Origin of the sequence: Desulfuribacillus alkaliarsenatis (genome assembly GCF_001730225.1) — a bacterium.
In the GTDB taxonomy this organism is placed as follows: Bacteria; Bacillota; Bacilli; order Desulfuribacillales; family Desulfuribacillaceae; genus Desulfuribacillus; species Desulfuribacillus alkaliarsenatis.
The window spans coordinates 1-16,319 of the sequence record NZ_MIJE01000036.1 but is presented as its reverse complement, the minus strand read 5'-3'; the positions used below and the strand labels follow the sequence as shown (position 1 = coordinate 16,319).

General features: G+C 36.9%; 14 protein-coding genes. 5 read left to right on the top strand and 9 right to left on the bottom strand.

The genetic code is table 11. The features are described 5' to 3' along the window. Positions 1-85 precede the first annotated feature (85 nt). From BHF68_RS14435 to BHF68_RS15460, 5 genes are all read right to left on the bottom strand, one after another. Entirely contained in the window at positions 86-1,753 is a 1,668-nt protein-coding gene (locus BHF68_RS14435) for an L-lactate permease (protein ID WP_069644387.1), read from the bottom strand. 403 nt (positions 1,754-2,156) lie between these two features. Continuing rightward, positions 2,157-3,434, bottom strand: a complete 1,278-nt coding sequence (locus BHF68_RS14430) for a (Fe-S)-binding protein (RefSeq protein WP_069644386.1) — start codon at positions 3,432-3,434, stop codon at positions 2,157-2,159. A 1-nt stretch (position 3,435) separates the two neighbouring features. Next, entirely contained in the window at positions 3,436-4,821 is a 1,386-nt protein-coding gene (locus tag BHF68_RS14425) for an FAD-binding oxidoreductase (RefSeq protein ID WP_069644385.1), read from the bottom strand. A gap of 445 nt (positions 4,822-5,266) precedes the next feature. Further along, positions 5,267-6,577: a DRTGG domain-containing protein gene (locus tag BHF68_RS14420; protein ID WP_069644384.1), complete on the bottom strand. Its 1,311-nt coding sequence runs from the start codon at positions 6,575-6,577 to the stop codon at positions 5,267-5,269. Between the two features lie 228 nt (positions 6,578-6,805). Further along, the gene (locus BHF68_RS15460) at positions 6,806-6,952 is read right to left on the bottom strand and encodes a hypothetical protein (RefSeq protein ID WP_176719952.1); all 147 of its coding nucleotides are present in this window, start codon (positions 6,950-6,952) and stop codon (positions 6,806-6,808) included. Between the two features lie 81 nt (positions 6,953-7,033). On the opposite strand from BHF68_RS15460, the gene splB reads away from it, so the two are divergent. Continuing rightward, entirely contained in the window at positions 7,034-8,074 is a 1,041-nt protein-coding gene (gene splB, locus BHF68_RS14415) for a spore photoproduct lyase (protein ID WP_069644383.1), read from the top strand. Positions 8,075-8,080: 6 nt separating this feature from the next. Here the strand turns inward: splB and BHF68_RS14410 are convergent, their stop codons facing one another. Both BHF68_RS14410 and BHF68_RS14405 read right to left on the bottom strand, forming a co-directional pair. After that, a complete protein-coding gene (locus BHF68_RS14410; RefSeq protein WP_069644382.1) occupies positions 8,081-9,121 on the bottom strand; it encodes a hypothetical protein in 1,041 nt (346 codons plus the stop codon). 170 nt (positions 9,122-9,291) lie between these two features. Next, a complete protein-coding gene (locus BHF68_RS14405; RefSeq protein WP_069644381.1) occupies positions 9,292-9,687 on the bottom strand; it encodes a hypothetical protein in 396 nt (131 codons plus the stop codon). Between the two features lie 212 nt (positions 9,688-9,899). Here BHF68_RS14405 and BHF68_RS14400 point away from each other — a divergent pair, with 212 nt between their 5' ends. Continuing rightward, the gene (locus BHF68_RS14400) at positions 9,900-11,477 is read left to right on the top strand and encodes an N-acetylmuramoyl-L-alanine amidase family protein (protein ID WP_069644380.1); all 1,578 of its coding nucleotides are present in this window, start codon (positions 9,900-9,902) and stop codon (positions 11,475-11,477) included. An 81-nt stretch (positions 11,478-11,558) separates the two neighbouring features. Here BHF68_RS14400 and BHF68_RS14395 read toward each other — a convergent pair whose 3' ends face one another. Further along, a complete protein-coding gene (locus BHF68_RS14395; RefSeq protein WP_069644379.1) occupies positions 11,559-11,882 on the bottom strand; it encodes an alpha-helical endospore appendage domain-containing protein in 324 nt (107 codons plus the stop codon). A gap of 157 nt (positions 11,883-12,039) precedes the next feature. Between BHF68_RS14395 and BHF68_RS14390 the strand changes: the two genes are divergently transcribed. Together BHF68_RS14390 and BHF68_RS14385 are read left to right on the top strand one after the other, a co-directional pair. After that, positions 12,040-14,820 carry a YheC/YheD family endospore coat-associated protein gene (locus BHF68_RS14390; RefSeq protein WP_069644378.1) on the top strand — a complete coding sequence of 927 codons (2,781 nt, stop codon included), beginning with the start codon at positions 12,040-12,042 and terminating at the stop codon, positions 14,818-14,820. Positions 14,821-14,921: 101 nt separating this feature from the next. Continuing rightward, positions 14,922-15,239 carry an alpha-helical endospore appendage domain-containing protein gene (locus BHF68_RS14385; protein WP_069644377.1) on the top strand — a complete coding sequence of 106 codons (318 nt, stop codon included), beginning with the start codon at positions 14,922-14,924 and terminating at the stop codon, positions 15,237-15,239. Between the two features lie 26 nt (positions 15,240-15,265). Here the strand turns inward: BHF68_RS14385 and BHF68_RS14380 are convergent, their stop codons facing one another. Continuing rightward, entirely contained in the window at positions 15,266-16,051 is a 786-nt protein-coding gene (locus BHF68_RS14380) for a hypothetical protein (RefSeq protein ID WP_069644376.1), read from the bottom strand. Positions 16,052-16,221: 170 nt separating this feature from the next. On the opposite strand from BHF68_RS14380, the gene BHF68_RS15885 reads away from it, so the two are divergent. After that, the coding region (locus BHF68_RS15885) for a LuxR C-terminal-related transcriptional regulator (protein ID WP_141706230.1) at positions 16,222-16,319 on the top strand (98 nt) is incomplete at its 3' end.

Genomic DNA, 16,319 nt, shown 5'->3' with positions numbered 1-16,319 from the left:
ATAACACCATGTAGAAAAATTTTTTTGGTTCGAGGCAGAGGGAGTTGCTCCCCCTGCTTCTCACCATTAAAGTTTTATTTTTTCATTACATCGGTAAGTTGACACCAAAGCCCATAGCAATTGCAACAATCGTAAGGACACCAGCCATAAATAGATAGTATGCTAGAGGAATTAACGTTTTACGAATAATTTCTCCCTCTCTATCCATCAGACCAACGGTAGCTGAAGCTGCTACAACGTTATGAACAGTAATCATATTACCTGCTGCTCCACCAACTGCTTGAACTGCTACAATAATAGACTGAGGTACACCAATTTCAGTAGCTACACCAAATTGGAATAACGAGAACATCATGTTACTTACAGTATTACTACCTGCAATAAATGCTCCAAGAGCTCCAATAATTGAAGCGAAGAACGGCCATGCACCACCAGCAAGAGCTGCTGTTCCAGCTGCTAACTCTAGAGGCATGCTTTGAAGATCAGACCCCATACCAGAGTTAATGAATACACGTACCATTGGTAAAGCAAATCCTAATGCTGCAGATGCTGCTAATACAGTCTTAGCAGATGTAGAAATCGCTGCACTCATCTCTTTCCACTTCATGCCTTGAATAAAGAAGGTCAAGAAGATAACCATGACGAAAATTCCACCTGGCGAATAAACTGGCTGCCAGCCTTGGGAAATTCCAGTGCCAAGGATATCACTAATTACCCAGTTTACAGATGTAAATGCTTCTGTAATCGGTTGCACAGTTCTACTAATAACAAGGAAAGCACCAACTAATACGTAAGGAATCCAAGCTTTAGTTAAAGTCATACCAGGTCTTTCTGCACCAGCATCAATTTCAATTGTTCCAAACCATTTCTTATCCCACTCGTTCTTAGGAGCAAAATCCCAAGAAGTTTTTGGAGTTAAGAACTTGTTCTTTGCTGCAATTACAACGATACCTAATCCAATTAATCCACCTAGTAATGATGGGAATTCAGGTCCTAATAGATATGCTACTGCCATATAAGGAACTGTTAGCGCAAGTCCAGCAAAGATAGCGAAAGGAGCTGCCTCTAAGCCTTCCTTAATTGTTTTGTTTTTACCAAAGAACTTAGTTAATAACATTACTAAGAATAACGGAATGAAAATTCCAATTAATCCGTGGAATACCGCAACATTCACACCAATTTGGTACAAATATTCAGACCATTCCATACCAGCTGCAGCTACAGCTTCTCTTACAGCCTCAGTATCAAGACCACTGTTAACACCTACTAAAATCGGTGTACCAACAGCCCCGAAGGATACTGGTGTACTTTGGATAATTAACGCCATTGTAACTGCTGCCATCGCTGGGAAACCTATAGCAACAAGTAATGGTGCTGCGATTGCCGCTGGTGTACCGAAGCCTGCAGCCCCTTCAATAAATGCTCCAAACATCCAAGCGATAATGATAACCTGGATTCTTCTGTCGTCAGTAATATCCATAAACCCACGACGAATTGTACTAACTGCTCCACTGTTCTGTAGTGTGTTTAATAGCAAGATTGCTCCAAATACAATCCATAGTAATGAAATTGCTACATACACACCCTGGATAATAGAAGCTGCTACAACTGTTCCTGTAGTACCCCAAACTGTTAAAGCCAAAATCGACGTAACCGCTAACGCTACTGGCATAGCATACTTAGCTGGCCATCTTAGAACAACTAAGAAAATAAATACCGTAATAATAGGTGCTGTTGCTAACAATGCATACATGCTTTAACCTCCTCAATATTGTGTACTTCTTATAGTCTTACTACTCTCTGGTGTTTTGTCTATTGATGCTCTTGTCTTTCTTTTTGTGTTTCTCTTTGTCTTTTTCTCTCTGTTCCTTCTTAACTATATTACTTGTTGACTTCTTCTCTTTTTCTATTTTCTCCCATTAACACCTCCTTAACATCGTAACTCGTCTGCTAATGCTTCTGCAGTTCTCTTTTTTTTCTACATCTACCTAAAGATTTCCTGCCTCTAATTTCAGATTATTCATTAGCTGAGAAAAATCCCATTTAGCTACTTTTCCAGTATTATCATTAGCCTTTTTAGCCTTTTGTATTCCTTCTCTTTTCCATAGTTAATCCTATCCATTTTTCTCTATATAATTATGTCTAATTTATAGTTTCTATTTCTCTTTATTTCGATATGATTCAGCTAAAATTTCCATTGTATGCATGATTGGAAGCTCTGATTTTATCTGATCGTTCCCATCTGCAAATTGCATCATGCAAGATCCACATCCAGTAACTATGGTATCAGCACCAGACTTGGCGACTGCATCAGATTTAGTCTTGTGTATATCCATCGACAAATCAAAGTGTGTTAAGCTAAATGAACCTGCACCACCACAGCAGCGATCAGCATTCTGCATCTCAACAAATTTTAGTTCAGGAATACTTTTTAATAGCTCCCTAGGTTCAGAATGAACACCCATACCGCGTTTTAAATGACAAGGGTCGTGATATGTTACCGTGCGATTAACTGGTCCTAGATTTTCAGGATTATACTTTATAACGTCTGTTAAGAAGTATGCTATATCGTAAACCTTTGCTCCAATCTCCTTGGCCGTAGACTCAAGTTCATCTCCACTTAGCATCTCTGGAAAATACTTTTGCCACTGACTTCCACACGTACCACAGGCCGTAATTATTGCATCTACGTCATATTTTTTCATAACATTGACGTTAGATTTTGCTAGCTCTGTAGCAGATTTACGATCACCATGTATATACACTGGCGCACCGCAGCAATGCTGATCCTTAGGTATAACAACGTCAATTCCATTAGCATTTAAAATATCGACTAACGATTTTCCTACGTTAGGATATATATAATTTATTGAACAGCCTGTAAACAAAGCAACTTTCATAGTCTTTTTTGCTGCTTCTTTAGCTTTCTCTGTTGCTTTATTCGCCTCTGGATAACGATCACGGAACGGTTTAGTCGCTAGATTAGGGTATACCTTCTTCGTATTTAATATAGGAAACCTAAGCTTACCCTTCCTATCTATGGCTATCGGACTAAAGACAGCCCCTGTTTTCATAGAAACATCAAATAGCTTTGGTCGTTTCACAAGCTCAAAAATTGCTCTTTTCACCTTTGGTAGACCGCGCTGAGCAACCAACGCCTGCCTTGCTGCAATAATAATCTTCGTGCAATCTACACCACAAGGACAGGTAACTGAACATGCTTTACAGGTTAAACAATTTAATAGTCTCTTCTCAAGACTTTTTGAATAGCCTAGTTTACCTTTCAACACAGCCGCTGCAAGCTGAATTTTACCCCTTGCTACATCACCTTCCATTTTTGTTTCTTTATAAATAGGGCAAGCAGCCTGGCAATTACCACATTTCATACATTTGATGATATCTTCATCTAGTTGCTCTAGTAAATATTGGGCCACATTACTCACTCCTCTGAACCATTTTGCCTGGGTTTAACAGGTATTTCGGATCAAGTGCTTCTTTGACCTTCCTCATAACCTCTAGACCTTCTTCTCCTAATTCCCAGCCGAGGTAGCGCATTTTTGCCATACCAATTCCATGCTCACCCGTCAGTGTTCCTCCTAATTTAAGTGCAGCTTCGAAAATCTCATCAACTGCCTTATGAACACGTTTCATTTCTTCTTCATTTCTCTCGTCTGTAAGGATTGTAGGATGTAAGTTTCCGTCTCCCGCATGACCAAAGGTTCCAATCCTCAAATCATATTTTTCAGCTATGCGCTTCAGTTCACGCAACATAGCGGTAATCTCACTACGAGGAACAGTTGCATCCTCTAGTACAGTTGTCGGACTAACTTGCGCCAACGCAGGTAATGCAGCTCTACGAGCAGCCCACAGCTTATCTCTTTCAGCATCTGTCTGAGCAATTTGGATATCTCCATTGTTGTTTTTGACAACTTCCTCTACAACCTTAGCTTCCTTCTCTACAACCTCAGGAATACCATCAACCTCTATCAGCAACACTGCCTCAGCATCCGTTGGCAGACCTGCCTTAACATAGTTTTCAACAACATTAATTGTTGTATTATCTAAAATCTCAAGGGTTGCAGGTATTACTTTACCAGCAACTATACTAGAAACAGCATTACCAGCATCATCTAGTGTTTTAAAAGAAGCTAACATGCTTTTTCTAGTCTCTGGTGCAGGTATTAATTTAACTATAATTTTTGTAATAATTCCTAAAGTACCTTCAGAACCTGTAAATAACTTTACGAAATCATAGGCAGTAACATTTTTAACTGTTTTCCCGCCGAATTTTACTAACTTACCGTCAGCAAGTACGATTTCTAAGCCCATAATATAATGCTTCGTCACACCGTATTTAAGACCGCGTAAGCCACCTGAGTTCTCAGCAACACTGCCGCCCATAGTAGCTGTCTTAACAGTCCCTGGGTCAGGTGGGTAGATTAACCCATGCTTCGATACTGCATCATTTAAATCTTGAATAATTACTCCTGGTTCAACTGTTGCAGTTAAGTTCTCAGCATCAACCTCGATGATTTTATCCATCTTCACCATCAGCAGTACAATACCTTTATCTATCGGAATTGTTCCACCACTGAGATTTGTGCCAGCTCCACGAGTATAGATAGGGATATTGTACTTATCCGCAATCTTAGCAATTTCGATTACATGCTCTGTTGTCTCAGGCGTCACTACTGCATCAGGTTGTTGACTAGGCATGTCAGGTGTCGCATCATAAGAATAACTAACTAAGTCAGCGTCCTCATATAGTACATTATCACTACCAATTGCAGAAATCAATTCATTAATAAGTTTTTGGTTCATATATATCCTCCCTTTTGTATAGGCATTTATAACCGTCTCATTTCACTAGTTAATATAACATAGATTGTTAAATAATTGCTATCTATTGATGGTCTGACCAATAGTGCGTTGTTAGATGTAGTTTATATGAATTCAAAATAGTAATATAGTCTTTATGCAAATTAAAAGAGCATAACCAGATAGGTCATGCTCTTTTTGTATATGATACAGGTATGCGCTTGTATGTATAACAGTTCAATTTACTAGTGATTCACTAGGCATTAGCGCCAATAACACCATGTCAGCAATATAGTCACAGTGCTTATTTCCGTTTTTTTCATCACTATCCAATTAATTAAAAAAATGATTTATTATGGTTGCCAACATTTTGTCTTTTATATACATTTATAGAGATATTTTTTTGACTTTGTTTGACTTTTTTTGACTTTCGTTTATTGTGTTTAGCTTACTTTTCTAAAACCTGGGCTGTTAATAATGATTTACAAACTAATTGTTCACCATGATATACTTCTATATCAGCCTTACCAAACTTTCTACTACTATCGATAACCCGCGATTTTACAGTTAAATTCACATCAATTTGAACAGGCTTTAAAAAGTAAATAACGATATTTTCCACTACTAAGTCGCTATTTTTTGTTTTTCTCAATGCTGAATATCCAGCCTCAGTAATCAGCATCATAAGCACACCACTGGAAACTCCACCTAGCTGATTTGACATTTGTGGTGTTATTTCACCATGCAAGCGGATAGATCGATCATCTACTTTTTCTTCTGTAAAGTTAGACAGTACAATATCCTCGATAGTCTGTCCAATTTGCGGCTGTTTTTGAATGTACTGCAATGCCTTGATTACGTCTTGCCTACTGATGACCCCAACTAGCTTTCTATTCTCGACAACTGGCAATAATTCAATCCCTTCCCAAACCATAACATGGGCAGCCGATGCGACAGATGTTTTCATAGCAACAGTAATCGGATTTTTAGTCATAACCTTTTCTATAGACATATCTTCTTCTTGTCCTAAAGTATCCTTTGGAGTGACAATCCCTTGCACACGCATGACCTCATCAACTACAGGAAAACGGCTATGCTCTGAGGCTTCTGCGAGTGTACTATAGTCCTTAACAGTATCGTATATAGACAAATAGCTAATTTCTGCACTTTTAGACAATATATCTTCAATTAGGACAATTTCCTTTTTAATTAATCGATCGTAAATTGCCCGATTAATTAGAGAAGCCACCGTAAATGAATCATAGGTTGAAGTGATTATCGGTAGCTCGAATTCATCAGCTAGCCTTTTTATCTCTTCAGTTGTTTCAAATCCACCTGTAATAAGAACTGCAGCTCCTTGCTTAATAGCTACTTTATGCGCTTCATTTCTATTACCTACAATTAATAAGCTACCAGGGTCAACATATTTAAGCATAGCGTCAATTTCCATGGCGCCGATTACAAACTTATGTAGTGTTTTATGAAGTCCTGAACGCCCCCCAAGTACAGAGCCATCAACGATGTTTACAACCTCTGCAAATGTAAGCTTCTCAATATTTTTCTTTTGCTTCTTTTCTATACGAACTGTACCAACACGCTCTATTGTACTAACATACCCCTGTGCTTCTGCTTCCTTGATTGCTCTGTAAGCTGTTCCTTCACTGACATCTAAATCCTTAGCAATTCGACGCACAGAAATTTTGTTGCCTACAGGAAGGTCTTCGATATATTTAAGAATTTGTTCGTGTTTTGTTGGCATACTGCACCTCCGCTTATTACCTGTCTCATTTAATTTTTGTTTATAAATATAATAATATCCCTTTTGTTTACAACTGTATTATAACTGTTAATCATAACTAATACAACAGTAAACACACCAACCACACACAAATTCCGACTATTTCACACATTTTTTATAAAATAAAAAAGCTTCAATAGTAGAAGCTTATTATAAAAAATATAGAAGCTTAAAATAAAATGTTAATGCTTAAAATAAAAACAAGAAAGAGCCTCCAACTAGTCCTACAGAAATCATAATTATTACAATTATCATTACCACTCTCATGATATTAACCCTTCTTCTTTTCTTTTTAGACATTACTGGTTCATTACTACGTTTTTTTGATGTTGACATAAAAAAGCCTCCCCATGATAAAAATATACCTAAACTTGATACTATAAACTATTATGCCAAGTAAGTCGCTTGGTGTAAAGTATTGGAGGAATTATTCTGAAACACTTTAAGCCTGAGAGGGCCTATTTTGAAGCAGAAGCTCTTGAATATTCACTTGGTCGTACCTTATTCAAAAAATTGCCTGACGTAGGCGTTCCTGTCGAAATGATACCCTCACATAACAGAGTAACTGGTATTCCTGGTAAAAATCCAATAGATGCATACAGAAATGCTAAACGTACTATAGTGGTTGGTGTGAAAAAATCTATGGAACTTGATATATGCAAACCCTCAGCAAACTACCAGTTCTCAATGTCGACTGGTTGTATTGGTAGCTGTCATTACTGTTATCTACAAACAACTATGGGAAAAAAACCATATATTCGTGTCTATGTCAACACAGATGAAATATTAGATAATATCAACCAACACATTGAAAAGAGGGCACCTAGACTGACCTTTTTTGAAGCTGCAAGTAGCTCCGACCCAGTAGGTGTAGAGCATCTAACTGGCTCACTAAAAAAAGCGATTAACTTTTTTGCTAAATCAAAATACGGTCGATTACGTGTTGTTACTAAATTCGCTCATATAAATTCGTTACTTAAGCTTGAGCATAATGATCATACTCGGTTTAGGTTTAGTCTTAATTCTAGCTATGTTATTCGTAATTTCGAACAAATGACCGCAACCCTTGATGAACGGATTGAAGCTGCCGAGAAGATAGCTAGCGCTGGGTATCCCCTTGGCTTTATCTTAGCGCCTATAATGCATTATGAGGGCTGGCAGGATGATTATGAGGACATGTTCAATAAACTAAAAAGAAGGCTAGATCCTTCGTCGATCAAGGACCTAACCTTCGAGCTAATACAATATAGATTTACTAAAGCAGCAAAGAAAGTAATACTTGAACGTTTTCCTAACACAAAACTCGATATGAATGAGGAAACACGCAAATACAAATGGGGTAAATATGGGCGCGGAAAATGGCTGTACCACAATGAACAAGCGGCAGAATTAGATGCTTTTATGCGCTCGCAAATCCAAAATAAATTCCCCACAGCTAGGGTTCAGTATTTTACCTAAACCAGCTTATTGATTTAATTTTTTAATTTCTGCTTTATATGTTTCTTCATCGATCTCGCCAGCTATAAGTTTTTTCCTAAGATCTTTCTGGGCCTGCGATGCATCTGCAACCTGCATTTTAGGTTTCGACTTGGCAACTGCTTTTCTTGGTTTTTCTTCGTTGTTCGCTGCTTGCTGTTTTGGCTGTTGCTTTGCTTGTTTCTTTGGTTGTTTCTCAATTACTTCTTGCTCTTGATTACGTTTGCGAGTTTTTCTATCCTGCTTCTCACTTGGCTTACTCTTTAATACTAGAAAAAATACAAAACCAATAATAATCATTAGTGCTACAAAGCCAATTAACATATTATCGCCTTCCCTAGCCTGTCCACCTTGATTTTGTGGCAGGTTTGTAGGTCTGTTATCTGCTTTGTCATATGCTATATCTATTGTTATTGGATTATCTACATTTACATTTGTGTGCGTAACATCCCTAAGGGCATATTCAGCAGGCTCAACTCTAGCATTTCTTCCTGCTGGTGGAATTTGCAAATCAACCCTAACCTCTTCAGCATTAAATTCTGGCGCAAACTCAAAGTCAAAAGATTTTCTGGCTCCATCAATAGTGAATGGGTTGTAATAATATTGAACAGTTAATCTATAATCCTCATTGGGCATGATTGGATAATCCCTTAAGTCTAGGTGAATATGCCCGTCCGACAACACGTGAGGTGCTGGGAAATACCTACCCGCTTGATCTGTTCGCATCTGACCTACAGCATAGACGAAAAAATTAGGTTCATCAATAGGTGCTGGGTAACTCAATGTTGTAATCGGTTCATTTGTGTTGTTTACAACGTCTGCAATGTTAATAACTAACACTGCTGGAATCTCTGAATCAAACCAACCTGGCGGATGATCAAACTCTGGTCGAATTGATAACATTATACTTTCAAAGGTAAAATCGTCTTGCTCTTGTGCAAAAACTATCGCTGGGCCTGCTAACAGACTTAATAGCATAGCTATAGCTATCACTGAACATCCCAGCTTTTGATAAATATTTTTTTTCATTAAAAATGTGCCCCCTCAAGGTTCGCTTATGATATCAATAAAATGCTATCGTAAACTTGTGAAAAAAATATGAATTTTGTTATTTAGACAATATTACGTCACAATTATCACACTCTTATTTCACAAATTATGTTTAAATTACGCATTAGTAAGCTTATTGCTGCGGATAGTTATTTTTTTGCGTCTGAATTCTTTAATAATTGTAACAACGGTATTAACGCATACAATTTGCTAGAGGGCAAGCTTTTAATAAGTGCGATAGCTTCATCCCTAACGTCTTCCTTAAACTCTTCTATCTTGGGTGCTGATTTATTAAATTGCTTTTGTAATTGTTTTGCAGGAGCATTTGTAGGTGGTTTTTCATATGGCTGTATATCTTCTATTTCGTTCATTGAAAAATTATAATTTTTCTTTTGATCCAAATCGTAGAAGAGAAAGCTTCCACTCTGTTCGTCAGCATATAAAACATTTCCCACGTGTACTTGATGACCCTTACCTTTTTCCACAGTAATAATGCGTAGCAAGGTTTTATTTTTTTGCCATAGTGTTAGCTTTTCAGAAACCATGTGTTAAACTCCCTTTCTAAAAGGTTAGATAGTATGAGAAATATTATAACATATCATTCGTTTAATATATTCTAAAACTACAAGAATATAATAGCAACCATATTAATTATAATTACAAATAGCGCTAATTATAATACAATTTAATTACGCAAAGTATAAAAGCTTCGAAAATACGTTAATACTAACATCTGTTAGGAGGCTACCAATTCACCATGATACGATACTTTTTATTTGTTGTTCTCTCTGTTGCAACAGTATTCATAATCGGCTCACAGGTTGTCCAGCAAACCTTCCCAAACCATTACAACGACAGCTTGCCTAGTAATCAATTAGAATCAAGTAATCATGGAGCATTAGCTCCACTGGGAATTAGTACTCTCGAAAACCTATTGTACGAATATAACAACGCACTACAATATGATTATAATGCACTTGTTAAATCGGGTATAGTTAATGCTAGTACTTTAAATATTCGACTTCACCCAAATACAAATTGGAACTCTGCCATACTAGCAACTGTATCAAAGGGTGAGCAACTAGATATTATCGGCGAACACTCCACATGGTATCAGGTTTCTTATAACGGAAACATAGGCTGGGTCAGCAAGAGGTTCATTACACCCGCAATTGAATTATTGGCTATAGACCGTTCTGGTATTAATCTAGAAATTATCAATAATAACTCGTTAAAGCTTACATCAAACACACCATTTGAAGCTGTTTTGAGTGATAATAATAACGGTAAGTATACCATTTATTTTAACAACATGTTACTACCTAATAGTATTTTCGATTTGAATCATTTTGACATCCCATTATTCAGAACATTTTCAAATCAGCTGGAAGTTTTCACTCGTGGTTGGACCTATGCAACACTAATACAGGATACTGAAACTAGTTATACCTTGTCCTTTACTCCCGTTGTGTATCAAGCCGCTTTGCTTGAATTAGATGACCGCCAGCAATTAAAATTCATTACCAGCGGACGACCTGATTATAGCTTTACTATCGAGGAAAATCAGTTAATACTAAGCTTCACAAACGATGTCTCAATAGAATATAATGCTTTAGATATAAATAATTCAGCTAAAATTACTGAAATACAACGTAGGCCACAGGATATTATTATTGAAGCAAAACAATCCGTAACGTGGAAGGTTTTTAGTGATAGTAGCTCATTGACAATAGATATTAGCAATCGTGGCATTAAAGGTAAACGGATAATGCTTGACCCTGGCCACGGAGGCTCAGAGGTAGGTACCTATGGTAGACAATCGGGTGTGCTAGAGAAGGATTTCAATCTTAACGTAGCATATTTATTAAAGGCAGCTCTCGAAGACGCTGGAGCTGTTATCAGCATGACCCGCTACGATGACAACACTGTATATCAAGGCAAGTATTACGAAACCTATAAGGATTTAATGAAGCGCCTAGATATCACCTGTGACTTTGAAGCAGATCTCTTTATTAGTATTCATGCTGATAATTTCCCGGCTGACCTATCTATAAATGGGACAGCAGCTTTCTATTACGATGGCAGTCCACACTCGTTTCAAAGTAGAGAGCTTGCACTACTGCTTGGCTCGCATGTATCTGAAGCAATTGGAACTAGGTGGCTAGGTGTAAAGGAGCAGTCTTTTGTTGTTGTGCAGCATAACCCTTTCCCATCAGTGCTTATGGAGCTAGGTTTTCTCTCTAACAGACAGGATGAGGCCAAGCTAATCGACCCAGCTTACCAGCAGAAAATGGCTGAAGCTATGACGCAGGCAATTATCGACTATTATGAATAGAAAAATGTATAAAAAACAAATAACCTCTACTTTGAAATAGTTAGGTGAAGGAAGAGTTATCTACCTTCACCTATTATAATTTCACCCTTCGTCATCATCGTCCTCTTTTTCAATTAATTCTAGACAATCCTCTAGCTTAAATTGAAGTAGCATTTCTTTCTTAATCGTATCCCGTAGTATTTTATTCACACTCTTATTGACTAGTAATAAGTCTTCTAGTCTTTGTTGTTTGACTCGCTGCCCATGGAGCGTACCAAGTACAGATTGAAGCTTCTCCGCTTCAGCATTTATTACATGAGCTAATGCTAACTCCTCAAAGGCAATTGATGCTAACAGGATATTGATTACATCATCACGGTCTAAACGTATATCTGGAGTGATATTTGGAATTTTCGGCATCGACATTATGAATTCAACTCCTTATGTTCACATGCAACTAAAGTTTCTTTATTATACGTTCTAATTTAGTCGCTTGCTTGTATGTTTGCCCAACCGTAATCAGTAGCTGCTTCATATACTAAAGTATTGGCTATACATTGAACAAAGCATTAGGAGTGAGTTTATGCTTGTTAATTTAAAACGCTTAACATTTACAGATGCAACGGTTTCTCACTGCCTTCTTCCCCCATCATTATTTAACCAGCTTGGATTAGAAGAACATGAAACCTATACATTAGTAGCTGGAAAGCTTCACACAGAAGCTAGCTTTTCCTACGAACAGAATACGTCAAGTGCTGAGCAGCTTGCTCACAGCTTACAAATACCGAGTTTACTTCTAGAACATCTGTCTTTATACGAAGATATGCAATTGCATATTTGGAAAAAAGATGACAAAATCCATCTGGGGCCTGTTGTTGGTGTGTTTTTAAATACACGGTACATACAGGAGCTTGAACAGGGAGAGGAGACACCTACTCTAATCCAAAATCATATGCTTGCTAATGAGCATTCCAAATGTGTCACCTACTTTTTTTCAGTAAACGATATCAATTGGTTTGATTGTATAATCCACGGTTATAGCTACAATATAAACACAAAAACATGGCACAAGAAATGGTACCCAATGCCTGATGTTTTATATGATCGGGGTGCTTCATTTGAACCAGAACACAAAGCACTGGTTAAGCATATCCGTCAGCAATTTAGCTATGACAAAACCATAAAAAAGATTAATAGCTTACATTACTTGGGTAAATGGCAGCTTTATAAAGCACTTTCTAAATACAGCTTCATTAAACCATACTTACCAGAGACCATAGAATATAAAGAATTGGCTGACATCACTTGCATGCTAGAACGCTATTCATTACTATTTATTAAATCATTTTATGGTAGTCGCGGACGTGAAATCATTACCATCGAGAAATCTGACCAGTATAAAGTAACCTACTACGACAATAATCTAGGTCTAAAAGCGCTACATTTAGAGAGCTTACAGGAGGTTCTAACTTTACTTGAGACACTAATACTTCCAGATAAAAGATACTTGATCCAACAGGGAATCAATCTACTACACTACGAAAATCGACCTACCGATATTCGTGTATTAACGCAAAAAAACAGCGCAGGTGAATGGGAGGCCGTTTATCGCCACGTTAATATCGCTGGGGAGAATTCCTACATTACAACCCTAGACTCCGATGATATGTACTATCAAGACTACTACGAACATTTTCGTAGCCATAGTGCCCTCCTTCCCACACAAACACAAATCAATCAAGTTGCTATCGAAATCTCACAGATTATTGAAAGAGAGCTTGGTCCAATGGCAGAAATGGGTCTTGATATTGCCATCGATAAAGATTATCAAATCTGGTTTATAGAGGCTAACAGTAAACCAGAGAAGTATCCAGGCCCCGGCATCTATAATAGCGATTATCCTACAAAGCAGTTCTATAACATATTAGAATATGCAAAATATTTAACAATTACAAAACACCCAGCAAAGGAGCTATTGCAATCACTTGTAATTAAACCTTCTACCCTTACTAACGAAGCTGATTATGAAGCTAGCCATGAACAAATACCGTCAGTTTCTGTCCCAGAATTGTTATATCAGTATATGTCAGAATCTAAACAAAAAACGTTCTATTTGGCTATCGGGCAATGGCGTGCTCCTGTCATCTTTACACCTAACTCCACAGATAACCAAATAATAATTCCCTATCACTTATTAGCAAAGTATTCCGACCTCTTCAACATAAAGTGTAGCTTTAAATGGAGCAACAACACCCTTACCCTTGGCCCTGTTATTGGTGTTTTTGTAAGCAATGGTAATATTAGACGAATGCGACAGCAGAAACCGAAATTTCGCCATTATGAGCTTTCTAATGCTAACAATAGCTGCAATACCATACTCTATTATTTTTCAATTAAGGATGTAGACTTTGTTAACCAGCGAATCTTAGGGATGTATTACGATTCAGATGATAAGTGCTGGAAGCGTAGAGCTTTTCCGCTACCAGAAGTCTTTTATGATCGCGGTGGAGGCGTACTTGCGAAGCAAAAAATAAAATCTCAATATATTCGCGAGCAATTAAATAATATTCCTAACATGAAAAAAATTAACCCACAACACTATTTTGACAAATGGTTGACCCATAAAAAACTAATAAATCAACCTGACATGATACCATTTTTGCCACCAACAATTAATTATGAAAGCATCGACAGCCTAAAATCTATGCTTGATAAACATAATCATCTATATGTTAAGGATAGCTTCGGTAGTAATGGTCGAGGCATCTTAAAGGTTAGCAGATTATCAGAACATGAATATACGTATAGCTACTTTTCCAATAGGGTCTACGAAGAAACAGTAGGCTCAATTAAAGCATTACACAGTGCAATTGAATCGTTCATTAATAGTGAACACTTGGTAATCCAATACGCTATACCACTAATCGAAATTGACAATCGAAGTATAGATTTACGAGCGACTATGCAAAGAACTGGCAGAAACGAGGTAGACATACTTTCACTACCCGTTCGTATGGGCTGTCAATATTCACCGATTACAAGTACACAGTCTGGATCCAACGTATTCGAATTTAATAGCTTTTTTGAAGATTATCTAAGCTATACTAAATCAGAAATTGAAGCCCTAAGGCAAAAAATCGAATCCTTCCTCCACACCTGCTATTGCTCAATCGAAACCTGTTATGGAGTCTTTGGCGAAATAGGCATCGATTTTGCCGTTGATGTTAATGGGCGGATATGGTTTATCGAATGCAACGCTAAGCCTGGATATGATGCTATGTATAAATCCTACGATAGAAACACAATTGAAAAAACATTTACTAACCCACTTGAATATGCAAAGATAATTACAATGTACAATTAAAAAGCCTAATTTTTTAAGAAATATTAGCCTATTTTCATTAGCAAAAAAAAATAATCTGCATATTATAAATCGAAAATAAAAAACGCCTAGGAGGTTTGCATATGTCATTCCCACAAATACCTGATGTTAAGCCAGAAATTGATCTCTCCCGTGAACAAGTAGTCAATATTTTATTAGCTTCAATTGCTTTTGAAGAGCTTGCTTTAGCACACGTGGTTAATGCAGAAGCAGAGAAAATCCAATCTGTGCTCGGAACATTAAAGGGTCAATCGGTTAAAAACCCCAAGCTAGAAGACCTTGAAGCTATCAATAAGAGCGTTAGCACTACTTTGCGAAACGTAATTAAAAAGGAAATGCTTTTACAATTCAAGCTAGAAGATGTGTTAGAAATTCCTGAAGAAGATATCGATAAATACTAAACGCTTTGACTTAAAAAAGGATCTCATTAGTAAGATCCTTTTTGCTTTGGAAACGTAACTTCATTTGGTTTGTTTGGAATGTATATTAAAGGTACTGGATTTTTGCCTGTGTTATTATTTTGCTTCTTATAATTTTGCTTTTCTAGTATAGACTTATCTCTTTGCTCAGAAAATATAGTTTTTATATCTAAAAGCACTTTTTTGCAGATAGCCTTGTATTCTTCTGATAATGGCACTTCTTCAAAGCATCGCAAAAGCTTAATAATTTCATAGCTTAGAGAATCTATTTTATTAAGGCTCAAATTATTGTCCCTACTATTATCTACATTCATTCTAAAGCTTACCCTTGTAATGATATATAATACTTCTAAAAACTGATGCACTACAGCTTCAAAGTCATAATCCTGCTTGTTTATACTCTTAATGTAAACCCTTTTATTCAAAGCCTTCCTAATAAATATAAGACAAGAGCGCAATAATAGATAGCATTGTTCTTGATTTGCAGGTAACATATTGTGACTACCCTCAACTGTTCCAAAAAACATAGCTGTTGTAAGTTTTTTTTTTACATGAAAAGAATGTACCTGCTGTAGCTTTTGTAGAATATCCACCAATGAAGTAATATATTCCGTATCCATAGAATTAATATACTCTTCATCGATTTTACTAATCTTATAGCTAATATCTTGCATATTAAATACATCTAGCTCTGTTATGACCATGACCTGTTTTGAAATAACTAGATACATATTTTGTATGCTATTAATTTTAAAATTTATTGATTTATCTACTAATGCCCTGGTGTCTTCCATAAAAGTAGCACCCTCTTAATGAGTAATATTTTAGAAATGAACCACGTGTGTACTTGAAATGAGCCACCATGTTCATCAGATAGAGCCACTATGGTCATGGCGAGAGCCACCTCTTGTATAATGGATAAATGCACCATCAGGTGCAAATCAAATACAGGAGGTCAAACCAAATGACCAAATATCGAGAAATCCTTAGGCTTAATAGTCAAGGTATGAGCCAACGCAGTATTTCATCTAGCTGCCAGTGCTCACGAAACACCGTCAAGAA